Here is a 15,885-nt window from a genome sequence, read left to right as displayed (position 1 = left end):
ATCCTCGGGAAGTTACCTGCCCGGCATCCGGTGGTGATAGCTACATTCTGGATAGTGAAATCTTAATTCCATCCTGTGGAAACATCCAATTGCGGCATGGCGGGCTGGGCAGTCCGTCCGGCGGCTCTTGACTGGCCCACGATCGGGGTGAAGACTCCGTCAACAGAACGTTGAATTTCGCTCTGTGGAAGTAGATGGGGAGGTTCCGGTGGCCGACGTGGCTGTGGAACTGGTACTGCGCTCGACGCGCGTCATCACCCCCGAGGGGACGCGTGCCGCCTCGGTGGCCGTCGCCGGCGGGAAGATCACGGCCGTGCTCGCACACGACGCCGAAGTACCGGCCGGAGCCCGGCTGGAGGACTTCGGCGACGACGTCCTGCTCCCCGGTCTGGTGGACACCCACGTTCACGTCAACGACCCCGGCCGCACCGAGTGGGAGGGCTTCTGGACGGCGACCCGCGCGGCCGCCGCCGGCGGCATCACCACCATCCTCGACATGCCGCTCAACTCCCTCCCGCCGACCACCACGGTCGACCACCTCCGCGTCAAGCAGGAGGTCGCCCGCACCAAGGCCCACGTGGACGTCGGCTTCTGGGGCGGCGCCCTGCCGGACAACGTCAAGGACCTGCGCCCGCTGCACGACGCCGGCGTCTACGGCTTCAAGTGCTTCCTGTCGCCCTCGGGCGTGGACGAGTTCCCGCAGCTCGACCAGGAGCAGCTGGCCGCCTCCCTCGCCGAGATCACCGGCTTCGGCGGCCTGATGATCGTGCACGCCGAGGACCCGCACCATCTGGAGTCCGCCCCGCAGAACCCGGGCCCCAAGTACGCCGACTTCCTGGCCTCCCGTCCCAAGGACGCCGAGAACACCGCGATCGAGAACCTGATCGCCCAGGCCCGGCGGCTGGGCGCCCGCGTGCACGTCCTGCACCTGTCCTCCTCCGACGCGCTGCCCCTGATCGCCGCGGCCAAGGCCGAGGGCGTGGCCGTCACCGTCGAGTCCTGCCCGCACTTCCTGACGCTCGCCGCCGAGGAAGTCCCCGACGGCGCCACCGAGTTCAAGTGCTGCCCGCCCATCCGCGAGGCCGCCAACCAGGACCTCCTGTGGGACGCGCTCGCCGACGGCACCATCGACTGCATCGTCTCCGACCACTCGCCCTCCACCGCGGACCTGAAGACCGGCGACTTCGCCACCGCCTGGGGCGGCATCTCCTCCCTCCAGCTGGGCCTGCCTGCCATCTGGACCGAGGCGAGGAAGCGCGGACGCACCCTCGAAGAGGTCGCCCGCTGGATGTCCACCGCCCCGGCCGCACTCGCCGGACTGGCCGCCAAGGGCGCCATCGAGGCCGGCCGCGACGCCGACTTCGCCGTCCTGGCCCCCGAAGAGACCTTCACCGTGGACCCGGCGCACCTGCACCACCGCAACCAGGTCACGGCATACGCGGGCAAGACCCTGCACGGCGTCGTGAAGTCCACCTGGCTGCGCGGACGGCAGATCGCCGACCACGGAACCCCGACCGAGCCCACGGGCCTCCTCCTTGAAAGGCAGAACTGACAGTGGCACAGCGTTCGACTGGACTGGCTTCCTTCACCGGTAACGCGAACCCGTACGGGGGCGGCGACCCGTACGCGGACTACCGCACCGCGGACTTCTCCTTCACCCAGTACGCGAACCTCGCCGCCCGTGAGCTGGGCGCCGGTGTCATCGCCGCCAACGACGAGTTCTTCGCCGAGCGCGAGAACCTCCTCATCGCCGAGGCCCCGCACTTCGACCCCGAGCACTTCGGGCACAAGGGCAAGGTCATGGACGGCTGGGAGACCCGCCGCCGCCGCGGCGTGTCCGCCGAGCAGCCCTGGCCGACCGCCGAGGACCACGACTTCGCGCTGATCCGCCTCGGCGCCCCCGGCGTCATCCGCGGCATCGTCGTGGACACCGCCCACTTCCGCGGCAACATGCCGCAGGCCGTGTCCGTCCAGGCCGCCTCGGTACCCGGCTCCCCGACCGCCGAGGAGCTGCTGTCCGAGGACGTCAAGTGGACGACCCTCGTCGAGCGCACCCCCGTCGGCGGCCACGCGGCCAACGGCTTCGAGGTCGACGTCGAGCAGCGCTTCACGCACCTGCGCCTGAACCAGCACCCGGACGGCGGCGTCGCCCGCATCCGCGTCTACGGCGAGGTCCGCCCCGACCCCAAGTGGCTCGCCGCGCTCGGCACCTTCGACGTCGTCGCCCTGGAGAACGGCGGCTCGGTCGAGGACGCCTCCAACCGCTTCTACTCGCCGCCGACCAACACCATCAACCCGGGCCGCTCCCGCAAGATGGACGACGGCTGGGAGACCGCCCGCCGCCGCGACAACGGCAACGACTGGATCCGCTACCAGCTCGTCGCCGAATCCGAGATCCGCGCCGTCGAGATCGACACCGCCTACCTCAAGGGCAACTCGGCCGGCTGGGCCTCGCTGTCCGTCAAGACGGGCGCGGAGGGCGAGTGGAGCGAGTTCCTGCCGCGCACCCGCCTGCAGCCCGACACCAACCACCGCTTCGTGCTCGACGCCCCGGCGGTCGGCACGCACGTGCGCATCGACATCTTCCCGGACGGCGGTTTCTCCCGGCTGCGCCTGTTCGGCTCGCTGACGGAGGCCGGCGCGGCCGCGCACGCCGCCCGTCACCAGGAGCTGGGCGGCTGACGCCACCCCGCCCGACGGACCGCCCCGGGGGCCGACACCCCCGGGGCGCGAGCACGCTCCCACGGGGCGCACCGCACGCGGTGCGCCCCGCGGCGTGTCCGGGCACCCCCACGGCGGACACGCGGCCCGGGTTCGCGCGCGCCGCACCGATGAGTTCCGCGAGGCGGGGGAGTCTGAACCGGTGCACGGCATACGGGCCGGGCGCCGACACCCAAGGAGCGCAGTGCCATGGGAAAGCTGACCCTCACCACCTTCCTCACCCTCGACGGCGTGATGCAGGCCCCCGGCGGGCCCGAAGAGGACCCCCGCGGCGGGTTCGAGTACGGCGGCTGGGTCGTGCCGTACGCGGACGAGGGCATGGGGGAGTTCGTGCAGGAGGTCTTCGCGCGGGCCGGGGCGTTCCTGCTCGGCCGGCGCACCTACGAGATCTTCGCCGCGTACTGGCCGCAGCACGACGACCCCGCCGACCCGGTCGCGAGCCGCCTCAACCGGCTGCCCAAGTACGTCGCCTCGACGACCCTGAAGGACCTGGGCTGGACCCCCGCCACCGTGGTGGACGGCGAGAACCTCCAGGCGGAGGTCGTCCGGGCCAAGGACGCCACCGACGGGGAGCTCCAGGTGCACGGCAGTGGACAGCTGGCGCAGTGGCTGCTCGCCCGGGACCTCGTCGAGGAGCTGAACCTGCTGGTCTTCCCCGTCTTCCTCGGTGCGGGCCGCCGGCTGTTCCCGACCGGCGGGCTCCCCACCGCCTTCGCACAGGTCGCCTCGCGCACCACGGGCTCCGGCATCTCCCTCCACACCTACCGGCCCACGGGCCGCGCCACCTTCGGCACCTTCGCGGACTGAGCCGGCGGGAGGGCGGCCGGCAAAACGTTCGACCGGGAAGATCGGCTCGGCTACCGTGAGCCCGCATCCGTGCGAGCCGCCGTCGTCTCCACTCCCTTCCCGCCGTCGGAGCCGCCCCGGTGTCCACCCTCGCCGCCCCCGCCCCCGCCCTCGCTCCCCGCCGGGCCCGGCTCGCGGACCTGCCCGTGCTGCTCGTCGCCGTCGTCTGGGGCGGCAGCTACCTCGCGGCCAAGGGGATCACGGCCCCGCACACCGTGATCGCGGTGCTGGTGCTCCGCTTCGCGCTCGTGCTGCCCGTCCTCGTCCTCGCCGGCCGGCGGCGGCTGCGGGCGCTGAGCCCCGCCCAGCTGCGCGGCGCCGGGGTGCTGGGTCTCGTCCTGGGCGGGATCTTCCTGCTGGAGACCTACGGGGTGGTGCACACCTCCGCCACCAACGCCGGGCTGATCATCAGCCTGACCATGATCTTCACCCCGCTCGCCGAGTCCGCCGTCCGCCGCACCGCGCCCCCGGCCGCCTTCCTCGGCGCGGCCGCCGTCTCCGTCGCGGGTGTCGTGCTGCTCACCCAGGGCGCCGGGTTCACCGCGCCCGGCGCAGGTGACCTGCTGATCCTCGGAGCCGCCCTCGCCCGCACCGCGCACGTCCTGCTGATGGCGCGGATCAAGGCCGTCCAGGACGCGGACTCCCTCTCCCTGACCACGGTGCAGCTCGGCGGCGCCGTCCTGGTCTTCGCCCTGCTGGCGGCCCTGCCGGGGACCGGCGACTCGCCCTGGGCGGCCGCCGCCGGCTTCGGGCCGGGCCAGTGGGCCGGACTGGCCTTCCTCTCGGTCCTGTGCACCCTCTTCGCCTTCTTCGTGCAGATGTGGGCCGTCCGCAGGACCTCCCCGTCGCGGGTCAGCCTGCTGCTCGGCACCGAACCCCTGTGGGCCGCCGCCGCGGGCATCGCCCTCGGCGGCGAGCACCCGGGCCCCCTCGGCCTCACGGGCGCGGCGCTGGTCCTGGCCGGCACCGCCTGGGGACGGCGCGCCGCGGCCTGAACGAATGTCCGGGAATCGCCTCCTGGCCGGGTGATCATCCGCCCTACTGTGGCCCGCATGCCCGCCCTAGAGATCCGGGAGCTCCTCCAGCCGCACGGGGCGGCGCTCGCGCCGGGAGCGCTCGCACGCCTCCGCGATCCGGAACGCGGCCAGCCCCTCCCGGCCGTCGCAGGGGTTGGGCCCCTCGCCGCGCACCAGCTTGACGAAGGCCCCCAGCTCGGCCTCGTAGGCGGGACCGAACCGCTCCAGGAACCCGCCCCAGGGCTTGCTCGCCGGGGGCGGGCCGTGCGGTTCCGTCGAGGCGATCGGCGTACGGTCGTCCAGCCCGGAGGAGACCTGGTCCAGCTCCCCGGCGAACTCCATCCGCACGTCGTAACCGGCGCCGTTGCACCGGGTGGCGGTACTGCTGACCAGCGTCCCGTCGTCGAGCGTGAGCAGGGCCGCCGCCGTGTCCACGTCACCGGTCTCCCGGAAGGCGGCCGGCCCCGCGTCCGAGCCGACCGCGTACGCCTCCACGACCTCCCGCCCGGTCACCCAGCGCACCATGTCGAAGTCGTGCACCATGCAGTCCCGGTACAGCCCGCCGGAGGTCGCCAGGTACGCGGCGGGCGGCGGAGCGGGATCGGCCGTCGTCGTCCGTACGGTGTGCAGCCGGCCCAGGACACCCGAACGGACCAGCTCCCGCGCGGTGCGGCAGCCCGCGTCGAAGCGGCGCATGAATCCCAGCTGCAGGACCCCGCGGGCGGCGGCCACCTCGCGGAGCACCGCCAGGGTGCGGTCCAGGTCCGGGGCCACGGGCTTCTCGCAGAACACCGGCAGCCCGCCGCGCACCGCGCGGACCACGAGCTGCGCGTGCCCCTCGGTGGAGCAGGCCACCACCAGCGCGTCCACGCCCCAGGTGAAGACCTGCTCGACGGAGGGCGCGGCCGTCGCCCCCAGCCGGTCGGCCAGCCGTGCGGCCCGTGCCGGGTCGGCGTCGGCCAGCAGCAGCGAACCGGCGTCCGGCCGACGGGCCAGCGTGGCCGCGTGGAAGGAGCCGATCCGGCCCGTCCCGATGAGCCCGATGCGCATGCACTCAACGTGGCCCCGTCCGGGGGAGCTGTCAATCTGCCCGCCTCCGCCCGCGGACGGCCACGATGGTGGCGACGGCCCCGATGGGCTCCCAAGGTCGACTGTGGCGGATACTGGGCGGCTGGAACCGGAATGACCACTTTGAGAATCAGTGGCGGGTATGACGAGGGAAGGGCACGGCGACGTGGCTAGGGTTCGGACAGGGGTACGCGTCGTGGGCGCCGTGCTCGCGGTGGTACTGGGAGCCTCCCTCTCGGGCTGCAGCAGCACGGGCGGCAAGCGTGCCGAGGAGCGGGCGAAGGCCGACCGGGCGGGCCGGCCGGCCGTCTCCACGCCGCGCTGGACCTTCGCGATGGTGACCCACGCGGGCGACGGCGACACCTTCTGGGACATCGTCCAGAAGGGCGCCAAGGAGGCCGCGGCGAAGGACAACATCAACTTCGTCTACTCGCACGACGACCAGGCGCAGCAGCAGGCCCAGTTCGTGCAGAACGCGATCGACCAGAAGGTCGACGGCATCGTGGTCAGCCTCGCCAAGCCCGAGGCCCTCAAGGACGTCCTCGGCAAGGCCGTCAAGGCGGGCATCCCCGTGATCACGGTCAACTCCGGATCCGAGCAGTCGGCCGCGTACGGCGCCCTGACCCACATCGGCCAGGACGAGGCGATCGCGGGCGAGGCGGTCGGCACCGAGCTGACGAAGCGCGGCCGCAAGAAGGCCGTCTGCGTCCTGCACGAACAGGGCAACGTCGGCCACGAGCAGCGCTGCGCCGGGGCGAAGAAGACCTTCGGCGGAAGCATGGAGAACCTCTACGTCGAGGGCACCAACATGCCCTCCGTCCAGGCCGCCATCCAGGCCAAGCTCCAGGCCGACCCCTCCGTCGACGCGATCGTCACCCTCGGCGCCCCCTTCGCCCCCACCGCCGTCAAGGCGAAGGACGCGGCGGGCAGCAAGGCCGAGGTGGACACCTTCGACCTCAACGAGTCCGTCGCCCGTGACCTGAAGTCCGGCGCCCTCGGCTTCGCCGTGGACCAGCAGCCCTTCCTCCAGGGCTACGAGGCGATCGACCTGCTGTGGCTCTACCGATACAACGCTGACGTCCTCGGCGGCGGCCGGCCCGTGCTGACCGGGCCGCAGATCGTCACCGCGGACGAGGCCGCCAAGCTGGAGGAGTACATCAAGCGGGGCAGCCGATGAGCGCCGGCACCGGCACCGCCGACGAACGGCTCGCGCCGGCCTCGCACCTCAGGAAGCTCCTCGCCCGCCCCGAGCTGGGCGCGGTCGTCGGGGCCGCCGCCGTCTTCGTCTTCTTCTCCTTCGCCGCCCCCAGCTTCCTGCAGGCCTCCAGCCTGAGCACGATCCTGTACTCGGCCTCCACCATCGGGATCATGGCGGTCCCGGTGGCCCTGCTGATGATCGGCGGCGAGTTCGACCTCTCCGCCGGCGTCATGGTCACCACCTCGGCGCTGGTCAGCTCGATGTTCAGCTACCAGATGACCGCCAACGTGTGGGTCGGCGTCGGGGTGTCGCTGCTGGTCACCCTGGCCATCGGCTTCTTCAACGGCTTCATGCTGACCCGCACCAGGCTCCCGAGCTTCATCATCACGCTCGGCACGTTCCTCATGCTGACCGGCCTGAACCTCGGCTTCACCAAGCTGATCAGCGGCTCGGTCTCCACCAAGACCATCGCCGACATGGAGGGGTTCTCCTCCGCGCGGGCCCTGTTCGCCTCGCAGTGGAACATCGGCTCGGTCACCCTGAAGGTCACCATCCTCTGGTGGTTCGCCCTGGTGGCGGTCGCCACGTGGATCCTGCTGCGCACCCGCGCCGGGAACTGGATCTTCGCCGTGGGCGGCGGGGCCGACGCGGCCCGCGCCACCGGCGTCCCCGTGGTCAAGACCCGCATCGGCCTCTACATGGGCGTCGCGCTGTGCGCCTGGATCTCCGGGCAGCACATCCTCTTCTCCTTCGACGTGGTCCAGTCGGGCGAGGGCGTCGGCAACGAGTTCCTCTACATCATCGCCGCGGTCATCGGCGGCTGTCTGATGACCGGCGGCTACGGCTCCGCCATCGGCTCGGCCGTCGGCGCCTTCATCTTCGGCATGACCAGCAACGGCATCGTGTACGCCCAGTGGAACCCGGACTGGTTCAAGTTCTTCCTCGGCGCCATGCTCCTGCTGGCGACGCTGCTGAACGCATGGGTCCGCAAGCGGGCGGAGGAGAGCAAGTGACCACGAAGACCGCGCCCGGCCCGCAGACCGGGACCGCCCTGGTGAAGCTGACCGACGTCAGCAAGTACTACGGCAACATCCGCGCCCTCCAGGGCGTCTCGCTGGAGGTCTCCGCCGGCGAGATCACCTGTGTGCTCGGCGACAACGGCGCCGGCAAGTCCACCCTCATCAAGATCATCGCGGGGCTGCACCGGCACGACGCCGGCACCTTCGAGATCGACGGGGAGGAGACCGTGCTCGCCAACCCGCGCGCGGCCCTGGACCGCGGCATCGCCACCGTCTACCAGGACCTCGCCGTCGTCCCCCTGATGCCGGTCTGGCGGAACTTCTTCCTCGGCTCCGAGCCCACCAGGGGCCGCGGCCCCTTCCGCCGCCTCGACGTGGAGCTGATGCGCGAGACCACCCGCGCCGAGCTGCTGCGCATGGGCATCGACCTGCGCGACGTCGACCAGCCCATCGGGACCCTCTCGGGCGGCGAGCGCCAGTGCGTGGCCATCGCCCGCGCCGTGCACTTCGGGGCCAAGGTGCTCGTCCTGGACGAGCCCACCGCCGCCCTCGGCGTGAAGCAGTCCGGCGTGGTCCTCAAATACGTCGCCGCCGCCCGCGACGCCGGTCTCGGGGTGGTCCTGATCACCCACAACCCGCACCACGCGTACCTGGTGGGGGACCGTTTCGTCCTCCTCAAGCGCGGCGCCATGGCCGGCAGCCACACCAAGGACTCGATCACCCTGGACGAGCTCACCCGGCAGATGGCGGGCGGCTCCGAGCTGGACGAGCTGAGCCACGAGCTGGAGCGGGTGGCAGAATCAGGACGGGACACCCCGGCCGGCACCCCCGCCGGCCCCCCATCCGACTCCGCCTCCGACAGGGACGACACGACTCGATGAGCACGTACCGGGACTTCGCGCTCTCCCACCGGGGCGCGGCGCGGGGCACCGTCCTGCGGACCGTCGGGACGCGGGAGCGCCGCTCGCTGCTGACCGCCCCGCGCGTCCCGACCGTCGGCATCGACATCGGCGGCACCAAGGTGATGGCCGGCGTCGTCGACGCCGACGGGGTCATCCTGGAGAAGATCCGCGCCGAGACCCCCGACAAGTCCAAGAGCCCCAAGGTCGTCGAGGACACCATCGTCGAGCTGGTCCTGGACCTCTCCGACCGGCACGACGTGCACGCGGTGGGCATCGGCGCCGCCGGCTGGGTCGACGCAGACCGCTCCCGCGTGCTCTTCGCCCCGCACCTGGCCTGGCGCGACGAGCCGCTGCGCGACGCCCTGCAGTCCCGGCTCGCGGTCCCGGTCATGGTCGACAACGATGCCAACACCGCGGCCTGGGCGGAATGGCGCTTCGGCGCGGGCCGCGGCGAGGACCACCTGGTCATGATCACCCTGGGCACCGGCATCGGCGGGGCCATCCTGGAGGGCGGGCAGGTCAAGCGCGGCCGCTACGGGGTGGCGGGAGAGTTCGGCCACATGCAGGTCGTCCCGGGCGGCCACCGCTGCCCCTGCGGCAACCGCGGCTGCTGGGAGCAGTACAGCTCCGGCAACGCCCTCGTCCGCGAGGCCCGGGAGCTGGCCGCCGCCGACTCGCCGGTCGCGTACAACATCATCGCCCGGGTCGGCGGCAACGTCCACGAGATCACCGGGCCGCTGATCACCGAGCTGGCCCGTGAGGGCGACGCCATGTGCGTGGAGCTCCTCCAGGACATCGGCCAGTGGCTCGGCGTGGGCATCGCCAACCTCGCCGCCGCCCTCGACCCCTCCTGTTTCGTCATCGGCGGCGGGGTCAGCGCCGCCGACGACCTCCTCATCGGACCCGCCCGGGACGCCTTCCGCCGCCACCTCACCGGCCGCGGCTACCGCCCCGAGGCGCGCATCGCCAAGGCCCAGCTCGGTCCCGAGGCGGGCATGGTCGGCGCCGCCGACCTCGCCCGGCTCGTCGCCCGCCGCTTCCGCCGCGCCACGCGCCGGCGCGTCGAGCGGTACGAGCGCTACGCGCAGTTCGGCCTGCGCACCGCCACGGGCCCGACACCGCCCCAGGAACCCAAGGACCAGGACCAGCAGTGACACCGCCCACCTCCCTGCCCAGACAGGCGCCCGCCCCCGAGGCGGAGGACCGCCGCCCGCCCGCCGCCGGGGAACGCGGGAGCCGCCGCGAGACGGTCCGGCGCCGCTGGATCACCGCCCTCATCATCCTGCTGCTCGTCGGCGTCCCGGCGGGCTATCTCGCCGTCTCCGCCCAGCAGAGCCGCGCCAGCGGCAAGGACAAGGCGGCCCGGGTCGGAGCGGCCAAGGTCCGTCCGGACTGGCCGTCCACGGTGCAGCGCAGCATCTACGAGGTCCCGATCCCCGACTCGGGGGCCTCCTCGGTCGGCTACCTGGAGACCAACAACTGGCACACCAGCCGGCTGTACGTCCAGTTCCAGGTCACGCCGCAGGCGCTGGACGCCTTCCTCGCCGACGTGGGCACCAGCCGGGCCGCCCTCACCCCCGGCGTGTCGGTCTCCGAACGCGACGCCAAGGTCGCGGGCTGGAGCTGGAGCCCGAAGCACAAGTGGTCCGGGGTCACCGTCGAGGCCGAGGACCCGCGCCCCACCCGGGACGTCACGGTCGACTTCGCCAATCCGCGCGCCCCGCGCGTCTACGTGGTCTCCACCACCGTCCCGTAAACCGCGGGATCTATGGTGGCCCCATGAAGCTCACCAAACGGCTGCACTCCTGCGTCCAGTTGGAGAAGGACGGGCAGACGCTCGTCATCGACCCGGGCGCCTTCAGCGAAGCGGACGCGGGCCTCGGCGCCGACGTCCTGCTGGTCACCCACGAACACCCGGACCACTTCGAGGAGGGCCGGATCCGCGCCGCCCTCGACGCGAATCCGGCGGCGGAGCTGTGGACCCCGCGCAGCGTCGCGCAGAAGCTGTCCGCCGCCTATCCCGGCCGGGTGCACGCCGTGGGGCACGGGGACGCCTTCGAGGCCGCCGGCTTCGAGGTCCGGGTGCACGGCGAGCTGCACGCCGTGATCCATCCGGACATCCCGCGGATCACCAACGTGGGTTTCCTCGTGGACGCTTCCCTCTTCCACCCGGGCGACGCGCTGACCGTCCCGGACGCCCCCGTCGACACGCTGATGCTCCCGGTGCACGCACCCTGGAACAAGATCGCCGAAGTGATCGACTACGTCCGCGAGGTCAAGCCCCGCCAGGCGATCGACATCCACGACGCCTACCTCGCGGACATCGCCCGGCCGATCTACGACACGGCCCTGGGCAACCTCGGCGGAGCCCCCCACCACCGGCTCGGGGCGGGCGAGAGCGCCGCGCTCTGACTGTCGGTGCCGGGCGGTAGGTTTGACGGCATGCGTATCGCCACCTTCAACGTCAACTCGATCACCGCCCGGCTGCCGCGCCTGCTGGCCTGGCTGGAGACCTCCGGCACCGACGTGCTCTGCATCCAGGAGACCAAGTGCTCGGCGGAGCAGTTCCCCGCCGCCGAGCTGCGCGAGCTGGGCTACGAGTCGGCCGTCAACGCCACCGGCCGGTGGAACGGCGTGGCCCTGCTCTCCCGGGTCGGCCTGGAGGACGTCGTCACGGGGCTCCCCGGCGGCCCGGACTACGAGGGCGTGCAGGAGCCCCGCGCCATCTCCGCGACCTGCGGCGGCGTCCGCGTGTGGTCCGTGTACGTGCCCAACGGCCGCGAGGTCGAGCACGACCACTACGGCTACAAGCTGGAGTGGTTCCGCGTCCTGGCGGACGTCGTCGCCGAAGACGCGGCCGGACCGCGCCCGTTCGCCGTGCTCGGCGACTTCAACGTCGCGCCCACCGACGAGGACGTGTACGACCCGGCGGTCTTCGAGGGCCTCACCCACGTCACCCCCGCCGAGCGCGCCGCCCTGGAGGCCCTGCGCGCGGCCGGTCTCTCCGACGTCCTCCCGCGCGCCCTCAAGTACGACCGCCCGTACACCTTCTGGGACTACCGGATGCTCGCCTTCCCCAAGAACAGGGGCATGCGCATCGACCTCGTCTACGGGAACGAGCCCTTCGCCAAGGCCGTCAAGGACGCCTACGTCGACCGCGAGGAGCGCAAGGGCAAGGGCGCCTCGGACCACGCCCCCGTCGTCGTCGATCTGGACCTGTAGCCCCGGCCCGGAGCGGAACCGGGCGAGGGATCAAGGCGCGCCCTGTGGCCAGCCGGGGATCCTGGTGCCAGGCTGGGCGGTATGAACATCCCTTTCCTCGCCAACTGGCTGAACCGGCATGAAACGGAACAGGGTGCGGGACTCGCCGCCGCCCTCGCGGATCACCCCGAGGGCGTCGCCGAGTTGTTCTCGGAGTGCGAGATGCTGCGGGCGCAGGCGAGGGCGGCCGGTCTCGAACTCGACCAGACCCCGGCCTCCTTGGAGGCCCTCGACCAGCTGATGCCCCGCTGGCGGCGGGACCCCGAGGCCGTCCCGTGGCTGGGCAGCGACGCCGGGTTCTACCTCGGCACCGTGATCGTCCGCACCCTCCGAGGATCCGCCTGGCAGTCGTGGCCCAACGGCCGGCCCGTGATCCGGCTCGCCTCGGGGCGGGAGCTCGACGTGGTCGAGTCGGGGGTGTCCTGGGCGATGACCGGTTCCCCGGAACTCAGCCAGGCCTACGCGGAGGCCTCCGAAGGCTGATCCACCCCGTGGGACTGAAGCGCCGATGCGCTTTATGTACCTTTCAGGCGTGTCGCGGTGAAGCCCCTGCGGCGGCTGGATAGTTTGCGCTGACCTCGACACACCGACAAGTGGGCAGGGCAGCGTATGGCCGTCGATCCGTTGATCGAGCTGCGGGACGTCAACAAGCACTACGGGCAGTTGCACGTCCTGCGGAACATCGACCTCACCGTCGGCCGCGGGGAGGTGGTGGTGATCATCGGCCCGTCCGGTTCCGGTAAGTCCACCCTCTGCCGGACCATCAACCGGCTGGAGACCATCGAGTCCGGCACGATCACCCTCGACGGCCGGCCCCTGCCCGCCGAGGGCAAGGAGCTGGCCCGGCTGCGTGCCGAGGTGGGCATGGTGTTCCAGTCCTTCAACCTCTTCGCGCACAAGACCGTCCTCGCCAACGTCTCCCTCGCACAGCTCAAGGTCAGGAAGCGCGGTAAGGAGGAGGCGGACAAGCGCTCCCGGGAACTCCTGGACCGGGTCGGCCTCGCGGACCAGGCCGGCAAGTACCCCGCCCAGCTCTCAGGCGGCCAGCAGCAGCGCGTGGCCATCGCCCGCGCCCTGGCCATGAGCCCCAAGGCCCTCCTCTTCGACGAGCCCACCTCGGCGCTCGACCCGGAGATGATCAACGAGGTGCTGGAGGTCATGCAGCAGCTCGCGGCCGACGGCATGACGATGGTCGTCGTCACGCACGAGATGGGCTTCGCCCGCTCCGCCGCCAACCGCGTCGTCTTCATGGCCGACGGAAGGATCGTCGAGGACCGCACCCCGGAGGAGTTCTTCACCGCACCCGAGAGCGAGCGGGCCCGGGACTTCCTCTCCAAGATCCTCAAGCACTGAGGGGCGGCCCGGTGAGACACGCCACCCGCTTCGCGCGCGCCCTGCACGTCCTGCGCGCCCTCGCCCTGGCCCTGGCCCTCCTCGCGGCCGCCGCCTGCGGCAAGCCCGGCAGCCCTCCGGTCAAGGGGCCGCAGCCCGAGGACCTGCCCGCGTACCGGGTGGCCACCGGCTTCCGGCTGCCCGGATCCCCCACCTGGGAGCGGGCGAGGAAGCGCGGGCACCTCGTGGTCGGGGCCAAGGAGGACCAGCCGTACATGGGGGAGAAGGACCCCGCGCGGGGGACCTACTCCGGCTTCGACATCGAGATCGCCAAGATGATCTCCGCCTCCCTCGGCTTCGACCCCAAGACCATCGAGTTCAAGACCATCTCCTCCGCCAACCGCGAGACCGCCCTCCAGAACGGCCAGATCGACTACTACGTGGGCACCTACACGATCAACGACAACCGCAAGAAGCAGGTCGGATTCGCCGGCCCCTACTTCATGGCCGGCCAGTCCCTGCTGGTCCGCAAGGACGAGCAGGACATCAAGGGCCCCGATGACCTCGCGGGCAAGAGGGTCTGCTCGGCCGCCGGCTCCACGCCCTACCAACGGCTCCAGAAGGAGCACCCGGAGGCGGTCCTCGTCTCCTACGACACCTACTCGGTCTGCGTGGACAACCTGCTGACCTACCAGGTCGACGCCGTCTCCACCGACGACTCCATCCTCCTCGGATACGCCGCCAAGGTCCCCGACGAGCTCAAGGTGGTCGGCGAACCCTTCTCCCGGGAGCCGTACGGCATCGGCGTGCCGCGCTCCGACACCGCCCTGCGCTTCGCCATCGACGACGCGCTGGCCGCGCACGAGAAGAACGGCGACTGGAAGAAGGCCTACGAGGCCACGCTCGGCCTCTCCGGCAAGCCCGCCCCGACACCACCGCCCATCGACCGCTACCCGGCGAGCTGAGGGGAGAGCCACCGCCATGAACGTACTCACCGAGAACTTCGCGCTCTACGGGAAGGGCTTCTGGGGCACCGTCCAGCTGACCTTCTACGGCTCCCTCCTCGCCCTGGTCCTGGGCTTCGTGATGGCCTCCTTCCGGGTCGCGCCCATCGGCTCCTTCCGGGTCTTCGGCACGGTCTGGGTGACCGTGCTGCGCAACACCCCGCTCACCCTGCTCTTCTTCGCGGTGCTGCTCGGCCTGCCCCGCTTCGGGCTGGTGCTGCCCTTCCAGGTCTTCGCCATCCTGGCCCTGGGCTGCTACACCTCCGCCTTCATCTGCGAGGTGCTGCGCTCGGGCATCAACACGGTGCCCAAGGGTCAGGGCGAGGCGGCCCGCAGCCTGGGGATGTCCTTCGGGCAGACGCTGGGCACGGTGGTGCTGCCGCAGGCCTTCCGGTCCGTGATCCCGCCCATCGGCTCCACGCTGATCGCCCTCGCCAAGAACTCCGCGATCGCCGGCGCCTTCAGCGTGAACGAGCTGCTGGGCACGTACAAGACGCTCAGCGAGCTGGGCTACAACATCATCTGGACCTTCGTCTGGATCGCCGTGGGGTACCTGATCATCACCCTGTCCATCAGCGCGCTCTTCCACGTACTGGAGAAGCGCTACGGAGTCGCCCGATGACCGCGCACGCGCTCCACCGGGCCCCGGAGTCCACGGCCCTCTACGACCTGCCCGGCCCCCGCACCCGGCGCCGTCACCGCGTCTACGGGATCGTGTCGACGGTGGTGATCCTCGGGCTGCTGGCCTGGATCCTCTACCTGCTCTTCGACACCGAGCAGTTCACCTCCGCCAAGTGGAGCCCCTTCATCTACAAGGGCATCCAGGAACTGATCCTGCGGGGGCTGGGCAACACCCTCAAGGCCTTCGCCTACGCCTCGGTGCTCTCGCTCCTGCTCGGCGCGGTGCTCGGCGCCGGCCGGCTCTCGGTGCACCGGCCCGTGCGCTGGGCGGCGACGGTGTTCGTGGAGTTCTTCCGGGCCATGCCGGTCCTGGTGATGATCTTCTTCATCTTCGTCGCGCTCAAGGCGCAGCCGCTGCCCGCGCTGGTGGCGGGGCTGACCCTGTACAACGGATCGGTGCTCGCCGAGGTCTTCCGTACGGGCATCAACTCCGTGGAGAGGGGCCAGCGCGAGGCGGCGTACGCCCTCGGCATGCGCAAGACGCAGGTCATGACCTTCGTGCTGGCCCCGCAGGCCGTCCGCGCGATGCTGCCCACGATCATCAGCCAGCTGGTGGTCGCGCTGAAGGACACCTCGCTCGGCTACCTGATCACCTACGAGGAGTTCCTGCACGCGGGCAAGCTGATCGCCTCCAACCTCGACTACGACCTGCCGTTCATCCCCGTGGTGATGATCATCTCCCCGATCTACATCGGGATGTGCATGCTGCTGTCCTGGTTCGCCACCTGGGTGGCCCGGCGGGAGCGGCGCAGCCCGAAGACCGCGGCCGTCGAAGTCGCCCCCGCGGAGCCCGAGACGGTGCTGCCGGGGCGGTGAGGATCCGCCCCGCCCCGGCAG

At 71.5% G+C, this 15,885-nt stretch carries 17 protein-coding genes; 16 read left to right on the top strand and 1 reads right to left on the bottom strand.

Annotated elements, in window-relative coordinates:
- Nucleotides 1-217: 217 nt before the first annotated feature.
- The 4 genes from allB to OG295_RS05805 all read left to right on the top strand — a co-directional run bounded on the left by allB (nucleotide 218) and on the right by OG295_RS05805 (nucleotide 4,562).
- The gene (gene allB / locus OG295_RS05820; RefSeq protein ID WP_371681119.1) at nucleotides 218-1,552 is read left to right on the top strand and encodes an allantoinase AllB; all 1,335 of its coding nucleotides are present in this window, start codon (nucleotides 218-220) and stop codon (nucleotides 1,550-1,552) included.
- A gap of 2 nt (nucleotides 1,553-1,554) precedes the next feature.
- On the top strand, nucleotides 1,555-2,682 hold the full coding sequence (gene alc / locus OG295_RS05815) for an allantoicase (RefSeq protein WP_371675869.1): 1,128 nt from the start codon (nucleotides 1,555-1,557) through the stop codon (nucleotides 2,680-2,682).
- A 228-nt stretch (nucleotides 2,683-2,910) separates the two neighbouring features.
- Nucleotides 2,911-3,528 carry a dihydrofolate reductase family protein gene (locus tag OG295_RS05810; RefSeq protein ID WP_371675868.1) on the top strand — a complete coding sequence of 206 codons (618 nt, stop codon included), beginning with the start codon at nucleotides 2,911-2,913 and terminating at the stop codon, nucleotides 3,526-3,528.
- Nucleotides 3,529-3,647: 119 nt separating this feature from the next.
- Entirely contained in the window at nucleotides 3,648-4,562 is a 915-nt protein-coding gene (locus OG295_RS05805; protein ID WP_371675867.1) for a DMT family transporter, read from the top strand.
- A gap of 66 nt (nucleotides 4,563-4,628) precedes the next feature.
- Here OG295_RS05805 and OG295_RS05800 read toward each other — a convergent pair whose 3' ends face one another.
- On the bottom strand, nucleotides 4,629-5,633 hold the full coding sequence (locus OG295_RS05800) for a Gfo/Idh/MocA family oxidoreductase (RefSeq protein WP_266843636.1): 1,005 nt from the start codon (nucleotides 5,631-5,633) through the stop codon (nucleotides 4,629-4,631).
- 214 nt (nucleotides 5,634-5,847) lie between these two features.
- On the opposite strand from OG295_RS05800, the gene OG295_RS05795 reads away from it, so the two are divergent.
- The 12 genes from OG295_RS05795 to OG295_RS05740 all read left to right on the top strand — a co-directional run bounded on the left by OG295_RS05795 (nucleotide 5,848) and on the right by OG295_RS05740 (nucleotide 15,864).
- Nucleotides 5,848-6,828, top strand: coding sequence for a sugar ABC transporter substrate-binding protein (locus tag OG295_RS05795; RefSeq protein WP_266843638.1), 981 nt, complete (start codon nucleotides 5,848-5,850; stop codon nucleotides 6,826-6,828).
- Nucleotides 6,825-7,862 (top strand): ABC transporter permease, encoded by a 1,038-nt coding sequence (locus OG295_RS05790; RefSeq protein WP_266843640.1) that lies wholly within the window; start codon nucleotides 6,825-6,827, stop codon nucleotides 7,860-7,862. The genes OG295_RS05795 and OG295_RS05790 overlap by 4 nt, the downstream gene beginning before the upstream one ends.
- The gene (locus OG295_RS05785; protein ID WP_266843641.1) at nucleotides 7,829-8,749 is read left to right on the top strand and encodes an ATP-binding cassette domain-containing protein; all 921 of its coding nucleotides are present in this window, start codon (nucleotides 7,829-7,831) and stop codon (nucleotides 8,747-8,749) included. Before OG295_RS05790 ends, OG295_RS05785 begins: the two co-directional genes overlap by 34 nt.
- On the top strand, nucleotides 8,746-9,924 hold the full coding sequence (locus OG295_RS05780) for an ROK family glucokinase (RefSeq protein WP_266843643.1): 1,179 nt from the start codon (nucleotides 8,746-8,748) through the stop codon (nucleotides 9,922-9,924). The genes OG295_RS05785 and OG295_RS05780 overlap by 4 nt, the downstream gene beginning before the upstream one ends.
- Nucleotides 9,921-10,526 (top strand): hypothetical protein, encoded by a 606-nt coding sequence (locus tag OG295_RS05775; protein ID WP_266843645.1) that lies wholly within the window; start codon nucleotides 9,921-9,923, stop codon nucleotides 10,524-10,526. Before OG295_RS05780 ends, OG295_RS05775 begins: the two co-directional genes overlap by 4 nt.
- A gap of 23 nt (nucleotides 10,527-10,549) precedes the next feature.
- On the top strand, nucleotides 10,550-11,182 hold the full coding sequence (locus OG295_RS05770) for an MBL fold metallo-hydrolase (protein ID WP_266843647.1): 633 nt from the start codon (nucleotides 10,550-10,552) through the stop codon (nucleotides 11,180-11,182).
- Nucleotides 11,183-11,212: 30 nt separating this feature from the next.
- Complete coding sequence (locus OG295_RS05765; protein ID WP_266843648.1) at nucleotides 11,213-11,992, top strand: exodeoxyribonuclease III; 780 nt, start codon at nucleotides 11,213-11,215, stop codon at nucleotides 11,990-11,992.
- 81 nt (nucleotides 11,993-12,073) lie between these two features.
- Nucleotides 12,074-12,514 (top strand): DUF6278 family protein, encoded by a 441-nt coding sequence (locus tag OG295_RS05760; RefSeq protein WP_266843650.1) that lies wholly within the window; start codon nucleotides 12,074-12,076, stop codon nucleotides 12,512-12,514.
- Nucleotides 12,515-12,640: 126 nt separating this feature from the next.
- Nucleotides 12,641-13,384 (top strand): amino acid ABC transporter ATP-binding protein, encoded by a 744-nt coding sequence (locus OG295_RS05755; RefSeq protein ID WP_266843651.1) that lies wholly within the window; start codon nucleotides 12,641-12,643, stop codon nucleotides 13,382-13,384.
- A gap of 11 nt (nucleotides 13,385-13,395) precedes the next feature.
- Nucleotides 13,396-14,328 carry a glutamate ABC transporter substrate-binding protein gene (locus OG295_RS05750; RefSeq protein ID WP_371675866.1) on the top strand — a complete coding sequence of 311 codons (933 nt, stop codon included), beginning with the start codon at nucleotides 13,396-13,398 and terminating at the stop codon, nucleotides 14,326-14,328.
- 16 nt (nucleotides 14,329-14,344) lie between these two features.
- Nucleotides 14,345-14,989 (top strand): amino acid ABC transporter permease, encoded by a 645-nt coding sequence (locus OG295_RS05745; RefSeq protein ID WP_371675865.1) that lies wholly within the window; start codon nucleotides 14,345-14,347, stop codon nucleotides 14,987-14,989.
- Nucleotides 14,986-15,864 carry an amino acid ABC transporter permease gene (locus tag OG295_RS05740; protein ID WP_371675864.1) on the top strand — a complete coding sequence of 293 codons (879 nt, stop codon included), beginning with the start codon at nucleotides 14,986-14,988 and terminating at the stop codon, nucleotides 15,862-15,864. Before OG295_RS05745 ends, OG295_RS05740 begins: the two co-directional genes overlap by 4 nt.
- Nucleotides 15,865-15,885: the final 21 nt, after the last annotated feature.

The sequence above is a fragment of the Streptomyces sp. NBC_01276 genome, from assembly GCF_041435355.1.
In the GTDB taxonomy this organism is placed as follows: Bacteria; Actinomycetota; Actinomycetes; order Streptomycetales; family Streptomycetaceae; genus Streptomyces.
Note: the sequence above shows the minus strand (reverse complement) of the source record. Positions and strands in the feature narration are given on the sequence as shown.